The organism is Companilactobacillus heilongjiangensis (assembly GCF_000831645.3).
GTDB lineage: Bacteria > Bacillota > Bacilli > Lactobacillales > Lactobacillaceae > Companilactobacillus > Companilactobacillus heilongjiangensis.
Genome location: NZ_CP012559.1, coordinates 1,124,029 through 1,144,305, shown reverse-complemented (window position 1 = coordinate 1,144,305; position 20,277 = coordinate 1,124,029). Strand labels below are relative to the sequence as shown.

The 20,277-nt window shown below is 37.0% G+C and carries 15 protein-coding genes; 5 read left to right on the top strand and 10 right to left on the bottom strand.

From position 1 onward, the window contains the following. Positions 1 to 87: 87 nt before the first annotated feature. The 3 genes from JP39_RS05240 to pfkB form a co-directional block, all read right to left on the bottom strand. Positions 88 to 618 carry a PTS sugar transporter subunit IIA gene (locus tag JP39_RS05240; RefSeq protein ID WP_041499925.1) on the bottom strand — a complete coding sequence of 177 codons (531 nt, stop codon included), beginning with the start codon at positions 616 to 618 and terminating at the stop codon, positions 88 to 90. Positions 619 to 757: 139 nt separating this feature from the next. Next, positions 758 to 2,683, bottom strand: a complete 1,926-nt coding sequence (locus JP39_RS05235; protein ID WP_041499927.1) for a fructose-specific PTS transporter subunit EIIC — start codon at positions 2,681 to 2,683, stop codon at positions 758 to 760. Between the two features lie 3 nt (positions 2,684 to 2,686). Next, the gene (gene pfkB, locus JP39_RS05230; protein WP_041499929.1) at positions 2,687 to 3,616 is read right to left on the bottom strand and encodes a 1-phosphofructokinase; all 930 of its coding nucleotides are present in this window, start codon (positions 3,614 to 3,616) and stop codon (positions 2,687 to 2,689) included. 456 nt (positions 3,617 to 4,072) lie between these two features. On the opposite strand from pfkB, the gene JP39_RS05225 reads away from it, so the two are divergent. Next, positions 4,073 to 4,822, top strand: coding sequence for a MurR/RpiR family transcriptional regulator (locus JP39_RS05225; protein WP_041499931.1), 750 nt, complete (start codon positions 4,073 to 4,075; stop codon positions 4,820 to 4,822). A gap of 23 nt (positions 4,823 to 4,845) precedes the next feature. On the opposite strand, the gene JP39_RS05220 is transcribed toward JP39_RS05225, so the two are convergent. The 3 genes from JP39_RS05220 to JP39_RS05210 all read right to left on the bottom strand — a co-directional run bounded on the left by JP39_RS05220 (position 4,846) and on the right by JP39_RS05210 (position 8,854). Next, positions 4,846 to 7,719 (bottom strand): hypothetical protein, encoded by a 2,874-nt coding sequence (locus tag JP39_RS05220; protein ID WP_041499932.1) that lies wholly within the window; start codon positions 7,717 to 7,719, stop codon positions 4,846 to 4,848. Positions 7,720 to 8,092: 373 nt separating this feature from the next. Next, positions 8,093 to 8,542, bottom strand: a complete 450-nt coding sequence (locus JP39_RS05215; protein ID WP_041499934.1) for a low molecular weight protein-tyrosine-phosphatase — start codon at positions 8,540 to 8,542, stop codon at positions 8,093 to 8,095. Further along, positions 8,543 to 8,854 (bottom strand): helix-turn-helix domain-containing protein, encoded by a 312-nt coding sequence (locus JP39_RS05210; RefSeq protein WP_041499936.1) that lies wholly within the window; start codon positions 8,852 to 8,854, stop codon positions 8,543 to 8,545. Between the two features lie 207 nt (positions 8,855 to 9,061). Here JP39_RS05210 and JP39_RS05205 point away from each other — a divergent pair, with 207 nt between their 5' ends. Next, complete coding sequence (locus JP39_RS05205) at positions 9,062 to 9,523, top strand: NUDIX hydrolase (RefSeq protein ID WP_041499937.1); 462 nt, start codon at positions 9,062 to 9,064, stop codon at positions 9,521 to 9,523. A 798-nt stretch (positions 9,524 to 10,321) separates the two neighbouring features. Here JP39_RS05205 and JP39_RS05195 read toward each other — a convergent pair. Beyond that, entirely contained in the window at positions 10,322 to 11,200 is an 879-nt protein-coding gene (locus JP39_RS05195) for a LysR family transcriptional regulator (protein ID WP_048698986.1), read from the bottom strand. A gap of 103 nt (positions 11,201 to 11,303) precedes the next feature. Here JP39_RS05195 and JP39_RS05190 point away from each other — a divergent pair, with 103 nt between their 5' ends. The 3 genes from JP39_RS05190 to JP39_RS05180 all read left to right on the top strand — a co-directional run bounded on the left by JP39_RS05190 (position 11,304) and on the right by JP39_RS05180 (position 15,338). Further along, positions 11,304 to 12,926: a malolactic enzyme gene (locus tag JP39_RS05190; protein WP_041501661.1), complete on the top strand. Its 1,623-nt coding sequence runs from the start codon at positions 11,304 to 11,306 to the stop codon at positions 12,924 to 12,926. A gap of 382 nt (positions 12,927 to 13,308) precedes the next feature. Beyond that, the gene (locus tag JP39_RS05185) at positions 13,309 to 14,274 is read left to right on the top strand and encodes an AEC family transporter (RefSeq protein WP_041501662.1); all 966 of its coding nucleotides are present in this window, start codon (positions 13,309 to 13,311) and stop codon (positions 14,272 to 14,274) included. Between the two features lie 284 nt (positions 14,275 to 14,558). Continuing rightward, entirely contained in the window at positions 14,559 to 15,338 is a 780-nt protein-coding gene (locus JP39_RS05180) for an SLAP domain-containing protein (protein ID WP_041501663.1), read from the top strand. Between the two features lie 289 nt (positions 15,339 to 15,627). On the opposite strand, the gene JP39_RS05175 is transcribed toward JP39_RS05180, so the two are convergent. The 3 genes from JP39_RS05175 to JP39_RS05165 form a co-directional block, all read right to left on the bottom strand. Beyond that, complete coding sequence (locus tag JP39_RS05175; RefSeq protein WP_041501664.1) at positions 15,628 to 15,957, bottom strand: hypothetical protein; 330 nt, start codon at positions 15,955 to 15,957, stop codon at positions 15,628 to 15,630. A gap of 61 nt (positions 15,958 to 16,018) precedes the next feature. Next, positions 16,019 to 18,268, bottom strand: a complete 2,250-nt coding sequence (locus JP39_RS05170) for an ATP-binding cassette domain-containing protein (RefSeq protein ID WP_041501665.1) — start codon at positions 18,266 to 18,268, stop codon at positions 16,019 to 16,021. A 276-nt stretch (positions 18,269 to 18,544) separates the two neighbouring features. Next, entirely contained in the window at positions 18,545 to 19,762 is a 1,218-nt protein-coding gene (locus JP39_RS05165) for an IS110 family RNA-guided transposase (RefSeq protein WP_041501566.1), read from the bottom strand. Positions 19,763 to 20,277 lie beyond the last annotated feature (515 nt).

Sequence of the window (20,277 nt, the reverse complement as noted above, 5' to 3'; positions counted from 1 at the left end):
AATAACTTAAACCTTTAATTCCATAACTATTAGTATACCATTATCGAAATTATTCTTAAAAAACTCGTCAAAAAAAGTAAATTTTATTTAAATAAATAGTTTGCTTATTTTTTCAGGAGTACTTGCTCGATTTAACGCTGGAACGAATCCCTTCTTTAAAAGTAGCCGTGCGATACTCGACATATAGGGAACGTGCGCATAGTTTTTCTCTGGGTCTGGAATAACCAAGGAAATCACCGTTTGAACTTCCACTCCTTTTTCCCACTCAATCGGTTGAGCTAGTTTGACCACTAACATTGTTAATTTGGAAACTGACTCATCCTGAGCATGTGGCATTGCAACTCCAGCTCCCACATCGGTCGAAGCATCGCTTTCTCGAACTAAATATTTGCCATATAACGCTTCAATGTCAACTTTGGAATCATTTGCATAAGCTAAAGTGGCTAAATATTTTAATAGCTCATTTCGTGACTTCACTTGTACATCGACAACGATATTTTTAACATCCAAGACCTGCGAGAAGTCACTCATCTGATCCTGTCGAGTAACATTAGGGTCGTTAGTCGGCCGACTACTATCGGGAGTGAGAAAGTCACTTATCTTTTGCCAAATTGACATAAACATCACCCTCCTTTTTCATTAATTCACTACCTATATAATACTATTATTTTAACGTAAGTGTTTTCATACAAAAAATAGTCCCAGCAAAATTTCACTAGGACTATCATTGGATATTTTCATTATCGAATTGCATACATTACTTGAACAAGTTAAGAATTTCGTCTTTAGTTTTTGAATTTCTCAACGAGGTAATAAATTCGTCATGCATCAACAATTTTGAAGTGCTTGATAAGTATTCAAGGTGATTGCTACCGTCGTCTTGATCAGGAATCAAGAATGAGATAACGATATCAACTGGTTTATTATCAAATGTCTTCCACTCAATTGGTTGTTTTAATTTAGCAATCAACATCGCAGAACTATGAATTGTTTTATCTTGCGCATGTGGAATAGCAATGCCTTTCTCCATACCAGTTGAGCTCTCTTTTTCACGAGCAAGATATTTTTCATAAACAGCATCTGAATCTGAAGCGTATCCTAATTTCTTTGAAAAATCAGCTAAATACTTCAACAAATCATCACGTGAGGACACGTCTACATCTAACGCGATGTTATCTTTATTAATAATTTCACTTAAATCATTATTGCTTGTTGCTTTTTCAACAGGTTCTGATTCTGGTTCGGTATCAACAGTAACATTTCCAAGTGGAGTTGCGACCATTGCTGCATCGTGTTTACTTTGGCGTCCAGCAACCATTGATAGCAAGAATCCGGAAATCAAAGCACCGATAACGATCCAAAGAACCCATAGGAATGGTTTGTTAACTAATGGTAGAACGATAAAACCACCGTGTGGTGCAGGTACTGATATTTTTGTTACATAAGAAAGAATTGCGGCAACTGCTGAACCAATCATAAAGATCGGAATATTTAACAATGGGTTCTTGGCAGCAAATGGAATGGCACCTTCAGTAATGTGAGTTGAACCAAGTAAGAAGTTAACATATCCGGCACTGCGTTCCTTTGATGTGTAAGCTTTCTTATTGAATAGTACGGCAAAGCCTGTAGCTAGTGGTGGTGCGATACATGCGGCAGAAACACCAGCCATGAAGAAATAATTACCTTGAGCTAACAAAGCTGTACCAGTTAAGTAAGCGGCTTTATTGATTGGGCCACCCATATCTGAAGCACACATGATACCAACGATTAATCCTAAAAGAATTGGACTAGAATTCTCCATACTCTTTAAGAATGCCATCATGCCAGTATTAATATCCTTCATTGGGACTGAAATGTACCACATGATTGTCCCAGAAATCAAAACACCTAGAACTGGAAAAATGAAGATTGATTTTAAACCATCAAGTGATTTTGGTAATGACTTGAATAATTTCGTTAAAAGAATAGCGACATATCCGGCTAAGAAACCACCAACGATACCACCTAAGAATCCTGTACCATTAGTATAAGCAATCATCCCGGTAACAAATCCAAGTACCAAACCGGTTCTTTTACCAATGGCCTCAGCGATATAAGCACAAAGCACTGGTACCATTAAGTTCATGGCAAAGCCACCAATTGTGTTAAGTAAAGCAGCAATAGCGTTATACTCGGCACTCTTTGGATCAGCCGAATTGATACCCCAGAAGAATGAAACAGCTGTTAGAACACCACCGGCAACAACCAATGGCAACATATGTGAAACACCATTCATCAAGTAAACGTACATCTTGTGCCAGAACGAGCCAGTTAATTCAGCTTCTTCAGAACTACTTGCACTAGAGTTACCTGAACTGTGATAAACAGGTACATTCTTATCATTCAAAATCTTTTCAATTAGTTCATCTGGCTCCTTCATCCCTTTAGTAACCGAAACATTGATCAAACGCTTGCCGTCAAAACGGTCAATATCAACATCTTTATCAGCTGCAATAATAACTCCATCAGCCTGATCAATTTCTGATTGTGTAAATGCATGTTCAACCCCAGATTGTCCGTGAGTCTCAACTTTAATCGAAATCCCCCGCTTCTTAGCAGCTTCTTCCAAAGCCTCTTGAGCCATGTAAGTGTGGGCAATTCCAGTTGGACAGCCAGTAGCAGCAATAACTGTATATTTTGCCATATCTTATCCCTCCAATTGCGTAATTTTAATTTGTTTCATCAATTCATCTACATCACTAAAATCTGTCAAACCAGCACTAGCAGCTGTTGAACTTGCGGCAGCTAGACTTCTTTGCAAGTTATCCTCAAGTGACATCCCTTGTTCGAGACCAGCTAAAAAGGTTCCTAACATCGTATCGCCCGAGCAAGCCGTATTAACAACTTTTATTTTTGGCGCATTTCCAAGCAAAACATGCTCTGCGTTAACGAAAAGTGCCCCTTTAGCACCTAATGAAAGTAGAATATTTTGAGCACCCTTCTTGAGCAATTCTTTAGAATATTTCACTAACACATTGATGTCGTCCGTGACTGGCTGCTCGAACCATGATAATAATTCTTCATCGTTTGGCTTGATCAAGTATGGATGATGCTCAATGGCAGAAACGACCTCGGGATAACTTGTATCAATTACCAAGTCGAACCCTTGTTTTTCAGCCATTTTGGCAATTTCAACAATAATTTCCGGTTGAATACCTTTTGAAAAGCTACCCGAAACAACTAACTTATCGTCTTTAGTCAATGTAGCAACTTTTTGCAGAAATTCAGTCACCCTGTCAGCGCTTACTTCAGGACCGTTATTTACTTCTTTATATTCTGTATCAGTGTCCAATACACGAGTGAAAACATTGATTCTCGAAATTCCATCAATATGAGTAAAATCTGTTTCAATACCCTTGTTACGTAATGATTCTTCAATAAAATTACTTGTAAAACCACCGCCAACACCCCAGGCAGTATTATTAACACCCAAATGTTTTAAAATAAAGGAAACATTGACACCCTTTCCATTTGGTTGAATGTCATAACTATTAGTTCGATTAACAACTTCCGGTTTCAAATGATCTGTTTCAATAAACAAATCGATTGCCGGATTTAAAGTACATGTATAAATCATTTACTTAACTCCTTTGTAATTTCATAACGTTAAAAAATATTTAAAATACACATGGTGCTAGTTAATAGCCTACTACAAGTATTTCCTAGTCTAAAATTGCTTAAATATTTTTACATTCAACTAATAACGATAAACTAGTCGGAAGAGCTGGGAAATATTTGTGTGCCGTGGTAGTGATATAAGCACGGGAGGAATCTCCCGTACTTATATCACCGGGCGTGTTTGGAGACTTGACGAACTGTGTCAAGGCTTCAAACCGAGGTTCGAGACCGCCTCTTGGCTCGGACCGGTCCGCACAGCTTGTGAATATTTCCCAGCTCTGGAGACGGCATATTCAACTGGCACCCTCTGCTTCAATAAATACAGTATAACTTATGTTATCATGTAAATGTTTTCATAAACGGACTACATGGACCGATTCTCGAAAAAATCTTTACAATTAGGGTGGATTTTTTAATGACTACAAAATTAAGTACTTCTGAACAATACCTCTGGGACTATATTCAGGAAAATTTAACGGACATCCCAGATCTTTCAATCGTTAAACTGAGTGAAGACGCTAATGTTTCCACTGCCACTATTGTTCGCACAACTAAAAAGCTAGGGTATTCTGGCTATACCGATTTTCGACAACAGTTGATTACCAAAAGTAAAAATAACTCACAATACAAAAACTTGGAAAAAGTCGACCACGATATCAAACAAGCAATCATGAAGAATAAGTATGAAGTTGATAATACTCTCAGCATGCTAAACGTTGGTTCCATTGAAGATGCCGTTCAAAAGATAGGTGAATCGAATGATATTTATATTTTTGCCCGGGGTTTCTCTGAATTTATTGCTCAAGAAATGTTGGTCAAATTGCAGCTACTAGGTAAAAATTGTGTAATGAGTTCTGACCCTAATATCATCGTAACAATGAGCAAACGGATTAAACGTGAAGCTCTGGTTATCATTATTAGTTTAAATGGTGAAACTAAAGAACTTGTCGAGGGTGCCAAAAATGCCTTCGGTAATGGTGTTAGCACGATTACGATTACTACCAATGAGAAAAGTTCCATCGCTAAATATTCGGAAATGGTTTTGCTTGGCTACAAATCTCAAACCTCATATTTTCCCGATTATGAAGTAAGATCTCGTTTACCTTTACAAGTTATTAGCCGTATCCTTTTGGATTCATATGTCATTAGAACGCAAAAAAACTGACCTCATCATTGAGATCAGTTTTTTTATTGTATCGAATCCACCGTTTGCCACGTCCAATAACTAACATATTTACCTGGTGAAGTCCCCGTCTCACGAGCACGGAAATTAATCTTTAGCTTCTTGCTAACTTCTTCAGTGAAATCAGTACTTTGTCGCCATTCTTCACTCTTAGCGCCAACAGTTTTACCAATTGGAATATTTTTGTTATTAACTGGTTTGCCATCCCAATAAACCTTATGTTTCAGCCATTCTTTAGCCCCACGTTTATCTGGATCAACCGTTGACAAACTATCATCACCATCATCTTCGTCATCACCATCGAAATCACTGCCATCATCTTTATAAAACTTATTGATAGTTAGTTGAACACCCAACTGATTAGAACCTTTTTTACGAAAGTCTTCCAGTAGCACCTTTTCATTGTTCATATTTGGCGACAACGGATTATTCCTATTAAGATCAAGTGACACTTTACCAAAGTCAATCTTTTCTGGAGCAGTCAAGTGAGTTCCGCCACCAGTATGCTTGAAATAAAAGAAGTCTACATCGGTTGCTCCCTCATCATCGGTTATTTTGAAAACCATTCGATGCTTCTTGAAATCATTATATTTTTTTATATCTAAACTACGAATGCGCCAAGCCTTGAGGTTTCCCAATTCAGGATTTTCAATATCTTTCTCATAAACCGTTTCAGGTCCTCCATCAACCGTATAGCTGAGTGATTTTATCTTGCTTGACTTTTGATCGGACCAAAAACCATTTACTTCAAAATGGTCAGTCCCTGGTATATATGGATTACGCTTGGTCCCATATGGTGAAGTAACGTCAATCTGTGGACCCTTATCAGCGACCGCCGTTTTAATTATCTTAAAATGATGTTCTTGTAAAATAGATTGATTGCCATCGCTATCTTCAGCAATCAAGGAGACTTTATGCAAGCCCTTTTCCAAATGACTAATATTTACTTTCTTGGAAAAATCATGGAACTTACCATTGCTGGCATCGGTTTTCGACTGTTTCTCATGCAGTAAAATATTGTTCTTAATATCTTCGTCTTCTTCTTTATTAACCGCATAGTAAATCGTCACATTGTCACTATCAAAATCATACCAATGTCCACTCAATTCCAATTCACTGGTACCCAAAGGTACAACTTGCGGATAATTTTCATTCCCTAATTTATCATATTCCACGACCGGATTAAACGTTGAACCCGGAATATCAGTCATCACACCATATTGTAAATGAACAGTTTGCCCAATCTCTAATTCCATTGGATGGGTACGCATCGTAACTCCAGCATCCCATTGCGGATCATTTTCACCCTTAGTCCCTAGTCTCGTTCCAGCTCCACGTTTAGCATTCTTATCTCCCAGATCTCTTTCATTACTAAAAGCATTGTTATAGCCAGGCGGTGTATACGGAAATTTGTATTGATGTTTCTTTTTGTCATAAAATGCACTCCCGCTTTTACCAACCTTCCAAGGGTAATAAGTCTCCATCTGTACCCCAAGCAAGCCTAGCAAACCCGGATTATACATATAACCTTTGGTTGCCAGATATGAACGACTAGCTGATCTAGCTGCCCAAGCGCCTGGCCCTTTAGGATGATCCATATAAATATTGGTTCTTATTTCATTATTTGGAGCTTGAAAATACATTCCACGCTCATTTCCCAACGAACGCATTGGAATATAATTACCAATCTTTTTACCAGATGTATCGGTCAATTCAGCACCATCTTTATTTAATGAAAGATCATGATTTGAAATACCACTGAAATTATAAAATCTATATTTTCCGGTATTTTTAAAAGCAATATCCGTTACAACACGCCCTGTCCTGGTAAAGGACATTTTAATACTTGTCGTTATTTCTGGATTATCTTTTCCATGCTTATCTGAATAAAAAGCACGTTGCTTATATACTAAACGCTGTTCTTCCAAGCCGGTATTTGAATCAATCCGATAATACAATGTTGGATCTCCCAGCATCGCATATGACTTACCCAGTTTATTTGGTCCCGACACCCCGGGCCTTTTCCAATCATCAGAATGTGAAACATAATTGAATAAATTATTGGAAGTATAGCTAGTTGGCGACCCATACGGTAAATCCTCTTCAGCGTGTAAAGCAGTCAATCCGTCGCGTTTTTGATTGTCGCCATAATGTGTCGTATAAATGTGATTTCCAGCTGCTTTAGGACCATTCTCAATTCGACTGCCCGGTTCCGCATAAATAATACCTGAATTTGGGGACGTCAAACTATTTTCGCGTGACTTATGGCGTGGAATCCATGTGTCAGAAACTTTAATGATTCCATGTTCTGCGTAAATGTAATCTCCAAAATAAAATATCGGTTGCGTACTGGAGCCGTCTTTGTGTTCTAAAATAGGACCTTTGGAAACTCGTAGTTTTTCTGTTCGTGTCCAAGTCGATTCTTCGGCTGGATCATCTTCTACTGGAGCTTCCTGTTCCTCTCTAGCATTAAACTGATAATTAAACATTTCATTTCTATCAGCATCTAAAACAGCCAATGAGAAAGGCTTTTCTTTGTCAACGTACATTTTAAAATCAATTGCATCCGGATTATCTAAAGTTACACGTAATTCCTTATTATCGGCTTCATTACTAACTTTTTCTGCACCAAGATCCTTTTTTAAGGCCTCGATATCAATAACCTTTTCTTGATCGGTTTTTAAAATCAAATCTTTTTTATCTTCTAAGACATAACTGATAGTTACTTCAGTATTATCTTTATTTTCAACAATTGTCTCTAGACCAGCGCTTGTAACTGGTTCATTTTCTGTGGTTTCGGCAGTAACTGTGGTAGTAAAACTACTGGAAAATAATAACCAAAGGCAGGCTAAAATTAGAGTTGGTTTCTTACTTCTCATAAAAACTAAACACCTTCCTGTCAAATGATTTTGTTATCTTATCATCCGTGAAAGGGGTTTCTATTCCAAAAAAATATAGGCATCTTCTTGGAAAATGACGCGCTAAATATTAATCTAGCAATGTTTTTCATTAATCAGACATTCATTTTTCTCTAATCGGCTGCCAGTAAATTTCAGGTATTTTTCTTGTATATACCAATTATTTAATTTAACAATCCTGATATATCAAAAGCTAATTTAATTTTGAAGGCTGTTTCAATAAACTTTACATAATCAATTTGAATGAATATTTTTAACAACTAAATTTTATTTTCATAACGTTCGATTTTTTCCGAACGACACAAAAAAAGCTGATAAATAAATTTATCAACTTCTACATAATTTCTTTCAACCACAGTGGCAACAATTCTAATAATTGGCGATAAGTCCGGTCAAATTTGTGATCATACCATGGATCTTGAACTTCAGCATCCCGATTCAAAACTTCATAAGCCAAATGAATTTTGTTTTGATCATCAGCAGGTGCCAATTCTTTCAAATCAATGATATTTTGTCTATCCATACCAACTATTAAATTCGCGTTGTCAAAGTCGGTCGTAGTGATCTGTTTAGCAAAATGTTCAACAACTGGAACATCTTGTCGCTGTAATTCCCGAATCGCCCCTGGATGTGGAGAATTACCGATCTCATAAGTTGAGGTTGCCCGTGATTCGACAGCAATTTTATCCGTCAAACCCGCTTTCGCAACCAACTGTTTCATCATCATTTCCGCCATTGGAGAGCGACAGATGTTTCCTAAACAAACAAAAATGATTCTCTTCAACTAAATCAATCCCAATCTCTTTTTAACTTCTTGCAATTGTGCTTCCAATACTGGGTCTTTGCGGCTCAAAACATCCAAAGCACTAGCTTCTGTTTTACCAGTTGTCTTGGGACTTTCTTGAGCTTTCTTAGCAGTCGTGGCCTTTTTAGAAGTCACGTCTTTCTTAGCGACTGTACCCTTTTGATACTTTCTAACCCATGCAGCTACTTGTTGATATGAGATTTCATACTTTTCACCAGTAGCCTTGTAATTGTTGTCATGCTCGATCGCATATTGTGCAATTTCTTTTTGTTGACTCTCGTTGTAATTCATACTAAAAACTCCTAAATAGCTTATTACCTAAAATTATACCATAGAAAATTACTCTGACATTGCTGTAACACAGTTTTAACGGTTTGTTAAAAACATTTTCATCATTAGACAAAGTTGGCTAACATAAATATTCTGTCTACTGAGCTGGGAAATATTCACTAGCTGTGGCATAGTTAAGCTAACTTAACCGGAAAGGAATCCTCATCCATGGCAAATTACATTCAAGAAATTCGCAGTCTAGTCGGCCACCGTCCCATAATTTTAAACGCTGCTGGAGCAATTCTAGTTAACAATAAGAAGGAAGTCCTCTTAAACCTCCGCACTGACACGCACAATTGGAGCTTACCAGGAGGTTTCCTCGAGTATGGTGAAACCTTTGCCCAAGCCTGTGTCAGAGAATATAAGGAAGATGCTGGACTTGACGTCGAAATTATCGAACCAATTGGAATATTCGACCAAGGCTTTACAATGTATCCCAATGGCGATGAAACACAAGTTATTTCTAGACTATACTTAGTCAAACAAGTTGGTGGACACGAATTAAGTGAAGCTACTAATGAAACACTCGACCTTAAATATTTCCCATTTGACCAATTACCTCCACTATTAAATCAACAAACAGCTGATATGTTAGAAGCTGGTAAAAAATATTTTGAAAATCATAAATAAATCAGAATAAATGAGTTCGATAAGATTGGAAGTAAACATTCCAGCTAAATCGAACTTATTTTTTTTGCGATTATTTTTTTAATTCAATACATTAAAGCTAACAGTTAAATTAGCCGGAGGTTGACAGAGATTTCACCAGCTATGAAGGTGGAGTTAGAGCTTTAGCTCTAACTCCATCGGACGACTTTTGAGATTCGCGTACCTTGCGAAGTTCAAAATCGAGGATTGAGACCGCCCTTTGGCTCGAGCCGGTCCCATAGCATGCGAAAATCTCTGTCAACCGGAGGCGGAAAAACAAAAAAAGATCCGCATCTTTCAATGCAGATCTCAAAACATTATTATCTTACAAAAAATGGCAGCTCAGGGAGGAACCGCCATCATCGACAATAGTTATTCAACTATTATAATCATGAAATTATCAAGAAAGAGGAAACGTAGGAATTGATTTCCTCTTCACTAAATATGATAGCACATTCGATTTTGAATATATTACTTTATCCAAATTGGACATATTTTTATAAATTTATTCCGAAAAAAGAAAGAAAGCCAGTCATACCGGCTTTCTAACTCTAAAATGGACATTGCGAACCATGCCCTATCCCTCATTTTTTCATCCATTTCAATTATAAAAAGTGATAATAATGTAATAAAAGCATAATAAAAAGCAATATATTGATGAGATATAATTTCCTATTAAATACAGTTACCACTAATTGTCGCAAACCAATCTTAATTGGCATACTAATTGTAACGTTAATGGACTATACCTGTACACCACGTTTTATTTATAAACTAATATCATTTTTTATATATTCCCTTGAAAATATGCATCAACTTACCCAAGGTCTCGTTACCAATCATATTGTGTCGGTACACAAAAAGGATATAAAACGATGGCAATTGAATATCAGGGATGTCGATCACTTGCAGACCTGGCACATCTTGAATGGCTGTCTCCGTGATGAAACTGATACCTTTGTTGGCTCGAACCAAGTTCAAAACCAATTTATAATCATCGGTCTGAAACATTGTTTTAGGGACGACATTATAGTGTTCGGTCAGCCTTTGTAGGACTTGACTGTGAACAGATTTTTCATTCAAAGAAATAAAGTCTTCCTCAAATAGTTCCTCAATTGAATGGATATGGGAAATATCTTTCTCAGTAGAAGCAATAAATTTAAAATGATGTTCTTTTAATAATTGATAATCCAAGTGATTTTCTTGTGGTAAAACAGTCGTTCCTAATAATGACAAGTCAATTTCACCGTTGGTCAATTTTGTCAACAAATCTTTTGAGCCATCAGCGACAGGTTCAATTGCCACTAAAAGTTTTTCTTTGCGAAGCTCATCGAACACCTTGGGTATAACGTAGCTAGTAATAATTGGTGGCCATCCCATGACAATTTTTTCACGCTTGATTCGTTCCATATCGACATTGATCAGGTCATTTTCCTGCAGAATACGATTGATATGTAGCAATAACTGTTCCCCAGCATATGTCAGTGACAGCGAATTGGCATAACTCTTACGCTTAACCAGGGACAAGCCACAGCTATCCTCTAGGCGTTTCAAGGAATAAGTAATAGTTGGTTGACTAACGCCAAAGAACGCAGCTGTATCGGAAAAGTTCTTTAACTCTGATAATTTTTTAAAATATTGATAGTCTTTTAAATTCATTTTCTCACCTATAAATTTTATTTATCAATAATAACATATTTGACTATATTTTTTATAAGGGTATATAGTACAAAACGAAAGTTAATTAGGAGGCATTAAATTTATGAAATATACTGGTTTAGATTTATTAAATAATCACTTCTTGAACAAAGGTACTGCCTTTACTAAAGAAGAAAGAAAAGATAACAAAATTGAAGGTTTACTTCCACCTTTCGTCCAAACTTTGGACCAACAAGTAGAACAAGCCTACGAAAACTATTCAAACAAAGATACATTTTTAGCTAAGAGAATGTACTTGATGGATTTATTCAACGAAAACGTTACATTGTTCTACAAGCTATTCAGTGAACATGTTAACGAATTTATGCCCGTTGTTTACGATCCAACAATTGCTGACACTATTGAAAACTACAGTCACTTCTTCTTAGACCCACAAAATGCTGCTTACCTATCAATCGATGACCAAGATGATATCGAAGCTACATTGAAGAATGTTTCTGCTGGTCGCGACATCAAGTTGATCGTTGTTACTGACGGTGAAGGTATTCTTGGTATTGGTGACTGGGGTGTCCAAGGTGTTGACATCTCTGTTGGTAAATTGATGGTTTACACAGCCGCTGCTGGTGTTGATCCTAAATCTGTTCTTCCAGTTGTTCTTGATGCTGGTACAAACAGAAAAGAATTACTCGCTGATGACCTATACATGGGTAACCATCACGAACGTGTTACTGGCGACAAGTACTACAACTTTGTTGACAAATTTGTTGAAACTGCTGAAAACTTGTTCCCAGACATGTACTTGCACTTTGAAGACTTTGGTCGTAGCAATGCTGCCAACATCTTGAACAAGTACAAAGACCAAATCTTGACATTCAACGATGATATTCAAGGTACAGGTATCATTACTCTTGCCGGTATCCTTGGTGCTTTGAACATTTCTAAAGAAAAGCTTACTGATCAAGTTTACCTATCATTTGGTGCTGGTACTGCCGGTGCTGGTATCACTAAGAGAATCTTTGATGCTATGGTTGAAGAAGGTCTTTCAGAAGACGAAGCTAGAAAACACTTCTACCTAGTCGACAAACAAGGTCTATTGTTCGATGACACTGAAGATCTTACACCAGAACAAAAGCCTTTCACAAGACAACGTAGTGAATTCAGCAATGCTGACGAACTAACAAACTTGGAAGCTGTTGTTAAAGCTGTTCACCCAACAATCTTAGTTGGTACATCAACACAACCTGGTACATTTACAGAAGGCGTTATTACAGAAATGGCTGCTCACACAGAACGTCCAATCATCTTCCCACTATCAAATCCTACAAAATTAGCAGAAGCTAAGGCTGAAGATCTTTTGAAGTGGACTGATGGTAAAGCTCTTATCGCTACTGGTATTCCAGTTGAACCTGTTGAATACAACGGTGTTACATATCACATTGGTCAAGCTAACAACGCTTTGGTATACCCAGGTCTTGGTCTTGGTTCAATGGCTGTTAACGCTAAAATCCTATCAGACGGTATGATCAACAAAGCTGCCCACTCATTAGGTGGAATCGTTGACCCTACACAACCAGGTGCTGCTGTTCTTCCTCCAGTTTCAAAACTAGATGAATTCAGTATGACAGTTGCCGTCGGTGTTGCACAACAAGCTATCGACGAAAAACTAACAGATGCCAAAGATGCTAAACAAGCAGTTGCTGACATCAAATGGGAACCTAAATATTAATTAATACTTGTGGTGCTAATTAAATATGCCGTCTACAGAGCTGGAAAATATTCTCAAGCTGTGCGGAACGGCCCGAGCCAAAGTACGGTCTCGGGCCTCGGTTTGAAGCCTTGACACAGTTCGTCAAGTCTCCAAACACGTCCGGTGGTATAAGTACGGGAAGAATTTCCCGTACTTATACCACTACCACGGCACACAAATATTTCCCAGCTCTTCCGACTAATTAATCGATATTAGTTGAGTGTAAAAGTATTTAAATAATTTTAGACTATAAAATATTTGTTGTAGCATATCAACCAACACCATACGTTAATTAATATTTATCAGCTCCGGAGACATCACATTAATAAACATATTTGTCAAATAAAGGGGAATTTTATTCATGGAAGCATTTATTACTTCACTGGAAAGTGTTGCTGAAATCGTTCTAGTTATCGCTCTAGGTTACTGGCTAAGAGGGTCCGGTCGTCTAGGTGATGAATTTAAAGGCAATATTTCCTTCATTATTATGAAGGTAGCTTTGCCTGCATCAATCTTCGTTTCGGTTCTTAAATATTTGAACAGAGACAAACTTGCAAGTCTATCTGGCGGTTTAGTTTTCACTTTTGCCAGTTTTACAATCGGCTATATCGTTGCTTGGATCTTAACTAAGGTCTTCCGCATTCGAAAAGGTCGTCGTGGTACATTCATTAACATGTTCGTTAATGCTAATACAATTTTCATTGGTTTACCTTTAAATATGGCTTTGTTTGGTACTAAGAGTTTACCTTACTTCCTTATTTACTATGTTATGAACACAATTTCAACTTGGGCTATTGGTATCTTCTTTATCTCAAGTGATGATCCAACTGTTGAAAAAGGTGCTAAGAAAGACTTTAATTGGAAGAAATTACTTCCTGCTCCACTTGTTGGTTTCTTAGTATCACTTGTCTTCTTGCTACTAGCTATCCCCGTACCTGAATGGATCAACAAGACCCTTGATATGGTCGGTGGTGTTGTAACACCTATGTCACTTATCTACATTGGTATCATCTTAGCTGATGCTGGTTTAAGATCAATCAAATTTGACCGCGATACTATCTTAGCTTTGCTTGGTAGATTCGTAATTGCTCCAGCTATTATGATCAGTATTATCTTGATTGGTGGTTCAATGATGGGTACTTCTCTACCAAATATTGAATCAAACTCATTCATTATCCAATCAGCTGCTCCTGGTTTAGCCGTATTGCCTATCCTAGTTGATCAATCACACGGTGACGTTGATTACGCAACTAACTTAGTAACAACTTCAACGGTTCTATTCGTTATCGTTGTTCCTATCCTTATGCAAATCGCTAACCTTATCTAGTTAAACTGATTCGGTTTATCATTCACACATTCAAAACAAAACTTAGATCCTCCTCAAATACACAAACACACGTATATATATTAAAAGGTCGTCAACATTCTGCGGTTGACGACCTTTTTTGCGCTCTGGAACGATATAAAGCTTAAAAGGCAATAAAATTACAACTCCTTTAGAAAAATTTAATCAGCTTATATGCTCAAAATCTACACTACGTATACAAGCTTCAAGCATTAAATCTTTATAATTTAATCTTGTGATAATTTTTATTAAAGGAGTTTCAATTTATGAAATATGTTCAAAAAAGTTTACTTGTAGCATCCCTTCTCGCTGTGGGCGTCAGTGCTAACGCTAATATTCTGACTACCACTAGAGTCCAAGCTCAAGATACACGTCTAAATGCTGGCTTGTCTGCTATCGGCGATGCAACAATCAAAATCACTTCTGCTCAAGCACAATTGTATGATGAAAATGGTCAACCAATTTCTCGAGCATTAAATTTTGATACCGAATGGAAAGCTGACTATCAAAACACTCTTGATAGTGGAATTTACTATCGTGTTGCTACAAATGAATACGTTAAAGCAGCCGATGTCCAAATCATTATCAATACACCCGGAATTGCTGAAAATAATGATCAAGCAATGGGACAGATCCTTTTACGTGATTACAATGTAACAGTCGCTGCAGACGCGGCTCAACTGTATGACATGAACGGTAATCCAATGACACGAGCATTGCCAAAAAACTCATCTTGGAAAGTTGGAATCCAGAATAATCTTCCTAGTGGAACCTTCTACAGTGTTTCAACTAACGAATTTGTCAAAGCTAATGACGTCTATCTCTTCCAAAATAGTCAACCAGTCTCACCAAACGTCAATACGGTGACTGTTAACACAGTTGGACCAGCTCAAGTTTATGACCAAAACGGTCAACCAATTGCTGGCTATGCATTAGGATCCGGCACAGCTTGGATTACCGATAATTTTATCGTCATAGATAAAGTTGGCTATTACCGAGTTGCAAATAATGAATATGTTTGTATAACAGACGTTACATCTAACTAAACAACGCAAAGCGCTAGTTGATAATTTGAGTATAAGAACAATTGAATACTCTTATGTTCAACTAATACAGATTAATTAGTCGGAAGATCTGGGAAATATTTCTGTGCCGTGGTAGTTCGAGACCGTACTTTGGCTCGGGGCCGTTCCGCACAGCTTGAGAACATTTCCCAGCTCTGGAGACGGCATATTTAACTACCGACAAAACACGATAGAAAATAAATAACAGTCACTGGAATGTAAGTTTCCAATGGCTGTTATTTTTTTATTTTGTCATTAATAGCAAAACACACTATTTAGGAGAAATCAGCGTAATCAAACGATTTACTAGTGTAATAATACGTTGCGTGTCGGCCTCAATATCTTCTGCAGCACGATTATTTACCATTGTATGGTTAACTTGCAACAAACCAACAGAATCGGTATCGTCGTTAAATTCAGCGATTGGTAAATCAACTTGATGGTCGTACATTGGTACCTTGCCGTGAGCAACTTTTACAATCTTTGTTCCTTCAGGCATGCTCAAAATATAACTCTTAATACGTTTGAAACTAAAACTATCTTGATAAAAACCATAGATGATACCAAGTTCATCCATGATAAATTTGATTTCGTTATTCATCAGCCTTTATCACCTCTTAAAAATATCTCTCTAATTAAGTATCACGCAACTAACCTGCCTTTTACAAGCAAAAATTTCGTAAATGTTGTGCTGTAAATGATGTTTCAACATTCACTAAATCGACTGGATATCCTTGGAAAAGTACCTGTCCACCATAACGACCGCCACAAGGTCCCAGATCAATAATCCACTGTGCTTGCGATATAATCGATAAATTATGTTCCAAAACAATCAATGTTTTTCCCATATTTAACAACTTTTCAAATAACTTCAGTAGTTGATTGACGTCGGATTCATGCAATCCTGTACTGGGCTCATCTAAAATCAACAAATCACTCTGCTTAGATTCACCAAGACTCTTAGTAATTTTCAGACGCTGTAATTCACCACCTGATAAGGTATCTAAAGTTTGACCTAAATTCAAATAACTGAGATTTGCGTCTAATAAATTGTTCAAAATTTGATCAACTTGTTTGGTAAACAGTCCCATTGCATCTTGTGCGGTCAGTTGCAATACATCAAAAATATTCAAGTTATGATAAGTCACATCCAAAGCTTCAGTATTGTATCTCTTTCCGTGGCACTTCTCACAAACTTGTTTAACGTCACCCATATAGGCCAAATCATATTTTATGTAGCCTTTTCCATGGCATTCTGAACAGGCACCTTGACCATTAAAGCTAAAGAATGATGTCGGTTTGTGCGATACTTTGGCAAATTGCTTACGTATTTCGTCAAAAGCTCCCAAATATGTCAAAATATTGGAACGATTGCTTCCTTTGATAGCGCTTTGATCAAAAGTTACTGCTTGATGATATTTTTGCGTGAATAACTCTCGAATCAACGTACTTTTACCCGAACCAGCGACACCAGTGACTACTGTCAAAGCATTCTGGGGTATCTTAATCGATGCATCAGTTACGTTATATTTGTGAACATGTTCCAAATGGTAAAATTTCTCAAATGGTATTTTACCTTCATTTAAGTGATGCTTTGTTTGTAAAGCTTGACCAGTGATTGTCGAAGAACTCAACAAATTCTGATAAGTTCCTTCAAAAGTGATTTGACCACCGTTTTTACCAGCTTTAGGACCCATTTCAATCACATTATCAGCAATTTTTATCACATCTGGGTCATGATCAATTAGTAATACTGTATTACCCTGATCTCGAAGTTTAGTGAAAATCTTGTTAATACCAATTAAATCTTGCGGATGCAAACCAACGCTTGGTTCATCAAAGATATAACAAACATCGCTCAAGGCACTATTCAAGTGCTTTGTCATTTTGATTCGCTGCGATTCCCCACCAGATAGCGAAGTTGTTGAACGACTTAGGGTTAAATAATCCAAACCAACTACCTTTAAACTGTTCAATCGTGTCAAAAGGTTTTGTAAGACTAGCTCAATCTCAGGATTACCATTAATCTGCTTTAAAAAAGCTATCAAATCATCAATCGCCATTTCACTACAGTCTGCAATCGACTGACCACTAATTTTGGCGGATCGAATCAAATCATTAACTCGTGTTCCATGACAATCCGGACAAATTTGCTCATTGAATACATCATTCAAAGCTTGCTGATAATGAAGCCCACCTTTTTCCATTATCGTAGTCTTGATTCGCTCAACAATACCGACGTATTGAGAAGTCTTAGGCCACTTATTCGTTGGATTATCTGGCTGGCTCCCCTTATCAAACAACAATCGTTGCAGCTCAGTATCAGAAAAATCCCTGATTTTCTTATCATTGTCAAAATTGCCGGTCTCAGTATAGCGTAACCAACGAAATCCCCCTGGTTGAAAAGTTGGGAATTGAATAGCACCCTCATTGAGTGATTTATCAAAATCAAGTAATTTGTGAATATCAACTTGCTTGGTTACACCTAATCCTTGGCACGTTTGACACATACCAGTCGGATTATTGAACGAGTAAACCATCGAATATCCCACAAAAGGTTTCGCGATACGAGAAAATAATAATCTTAGGCCTGTATAAATCTCCGTAATAGTTCCAACTGTTGAACGAGCATTCCCACCAATCTTTTTTTGATCAATGACAATTGAAACTGGCAAATTCTTAATTGACTCAACCTTGGGAGCTTCAAAACTTGGCAACATTTGTTGAATAAATGCCGAGTAAGTTTCATTCAGCAAGCGCTGAGATTCTGCAGCAATCGTATCAAATACTAGGGAGGATTTACCTGACCCTGATAATCCGGTAAAAACATTAATTTGGTGTTTAGGTATTTTGACTGAAACATTCTGTAAATTATTATTATTGGCACCAATAACTTCAATATAATCGTTCAATTCTCATCCCTCCAATTAATCTGGACAATTAGCATACTTCAATAAAAAATCTAATTCAAACTTATTTTATATATAATACTAATCAAGTATCCCGTCTACAGAGCTGGGAAATATTCACAAGCTGTGCGGAACGGCCCGAGCCAAAGAGCGGTCTCGAACCTCGGTTCCTACGATTAGTCAAGTGAGAATCAGGAAAATGAGAGTATTCTAAACAGTACTTCATAACTTATGACTTTAAAATTATGAAGGTAAGAGTTAGTATTTGGAATAGAGATACTAGAGTGTCTCTATGGACCTTGAGTCCGTATATGCATAAGCATATTTAGTCTTGTTTCTAATCATGGAGAACAGACATTTCAGTGTCTTGTTCATGCAAGCCACTGTGGCAACCTTGTCCCTTTTAGGGACGGGTTGCCTTTTTAGTTTGTAGTAATAGTCCACGATGTGATTAGGTGCAGCTGCTTGTTGCTTTATCATATTTCTGACAGTGAGGAATAGAATCTCTCTTGCTTTGGGATTTCCACGTTTATTTATGTGATCTTTTCTGAGATACTGACCAGATTGGTACCTAATAAGGTCAATCCCAACGTAAGCATTCAATTGATTAGAAGTATCAAATCTGGCGAAATCTCCGATTTCACCCAGTAACATGGCAGCTGTTAATTCACCAATGCCTGGCATTGAAGCAATAATTTCAAATTCGGGTAATGTTTTTCCGAGTTGAATCATTTGTTTTCTAAGTTTTCTTTTTTCAATAGTGAGGTCTTTTAATTTACGTGCATAATATTTAACTTCTTGCACTTGAACATTATCTACACGTACTGCTGGAGAGCTATTCTTAGCAAAGACTATTAACTTTTCAGCATACTCCAGTGCTTTATCACTGGAGATTTTTTTATCGGTCTTACTCATCAAAATATTCTTTAATTTTGTCCTAGAAATACCAGACACTAAATCAGGATGCGGAAAAAGACTAACCAAATTTAAAGATAGAATAGATGTCTTATTAGTAAACAGTTGTTCCATTTCTGGAAACGTCTGTTGTAACTCGTTATGTAATTCAACTTTATTGAATTTACGAGAGTCTTCGACTCTCTCGTAAAATCTACACCATTCTCTAAGATCTAGATATTTAGGATTTTGAAATGCCATCAACCGATAACTATTATCATAGGCGCTAAGAGCTATCTTATGCGCATCTTTATTATCGGTTTTAACACGACGCAAATTCTCTGTCTTGAGGTGTAATTCAAGAGGATTTAACAAAGCATAGGGTATCTTATTATCCCTGCAAAATCTTTCTATGGGGCGAGAGTATATACCCGTAGCCTCAAAATAAAAAGTTGGATTATTAGCACGTTTAACGGTTTCGCTTAGTTTGGCGAAACCTAGTTTATTATGTTCAAAATCAAATTCTTTCACGCAGTTACCATCGCTGTAATGCACACAATAACTGTGTCCTTTGGACACATCTAAAGCAATTATATCTGACATATTTTTCCTTTCTAAAGCTATCCGTATCAACATTTCGAATCTCATTTCCTAAACACGAACTCGAAGTCCCACAACCTAAAACCTGATTAAAGAAATGAAGATAACGGAGATCATTTTTTAATACGGACTCGAAGTCCCGAGGTTCATGCACGATCTTAGCTTTGTCTCCAGTGTACAAAAAAAGTTCTAAGAGAAGAAATTGATCTTCCCTCAGAACTAATCTTAGGTTGTTTTGAAGCCTTGACACAGTTCGTCAAGTCTCCAAACACGTCCGGTGGTATAAAGACGGGAGAAACTCCCGTCCTTATACCACTACCACGGCACACAAATATTTCCCAGCTCTTCCGACTAATTTATTGTTATTATTAAAAGTATTAAAAATGACTTTAAACTCAGTCCATTTTAGATATTAAAAGTTAAATGATGTGAATATTTTGTAATAAATAATTGTCTTTATCTAATGTTATTAAAAAGCAGATATGATAAATAAAGTTATAAAAATGGAGGTTTCAAAT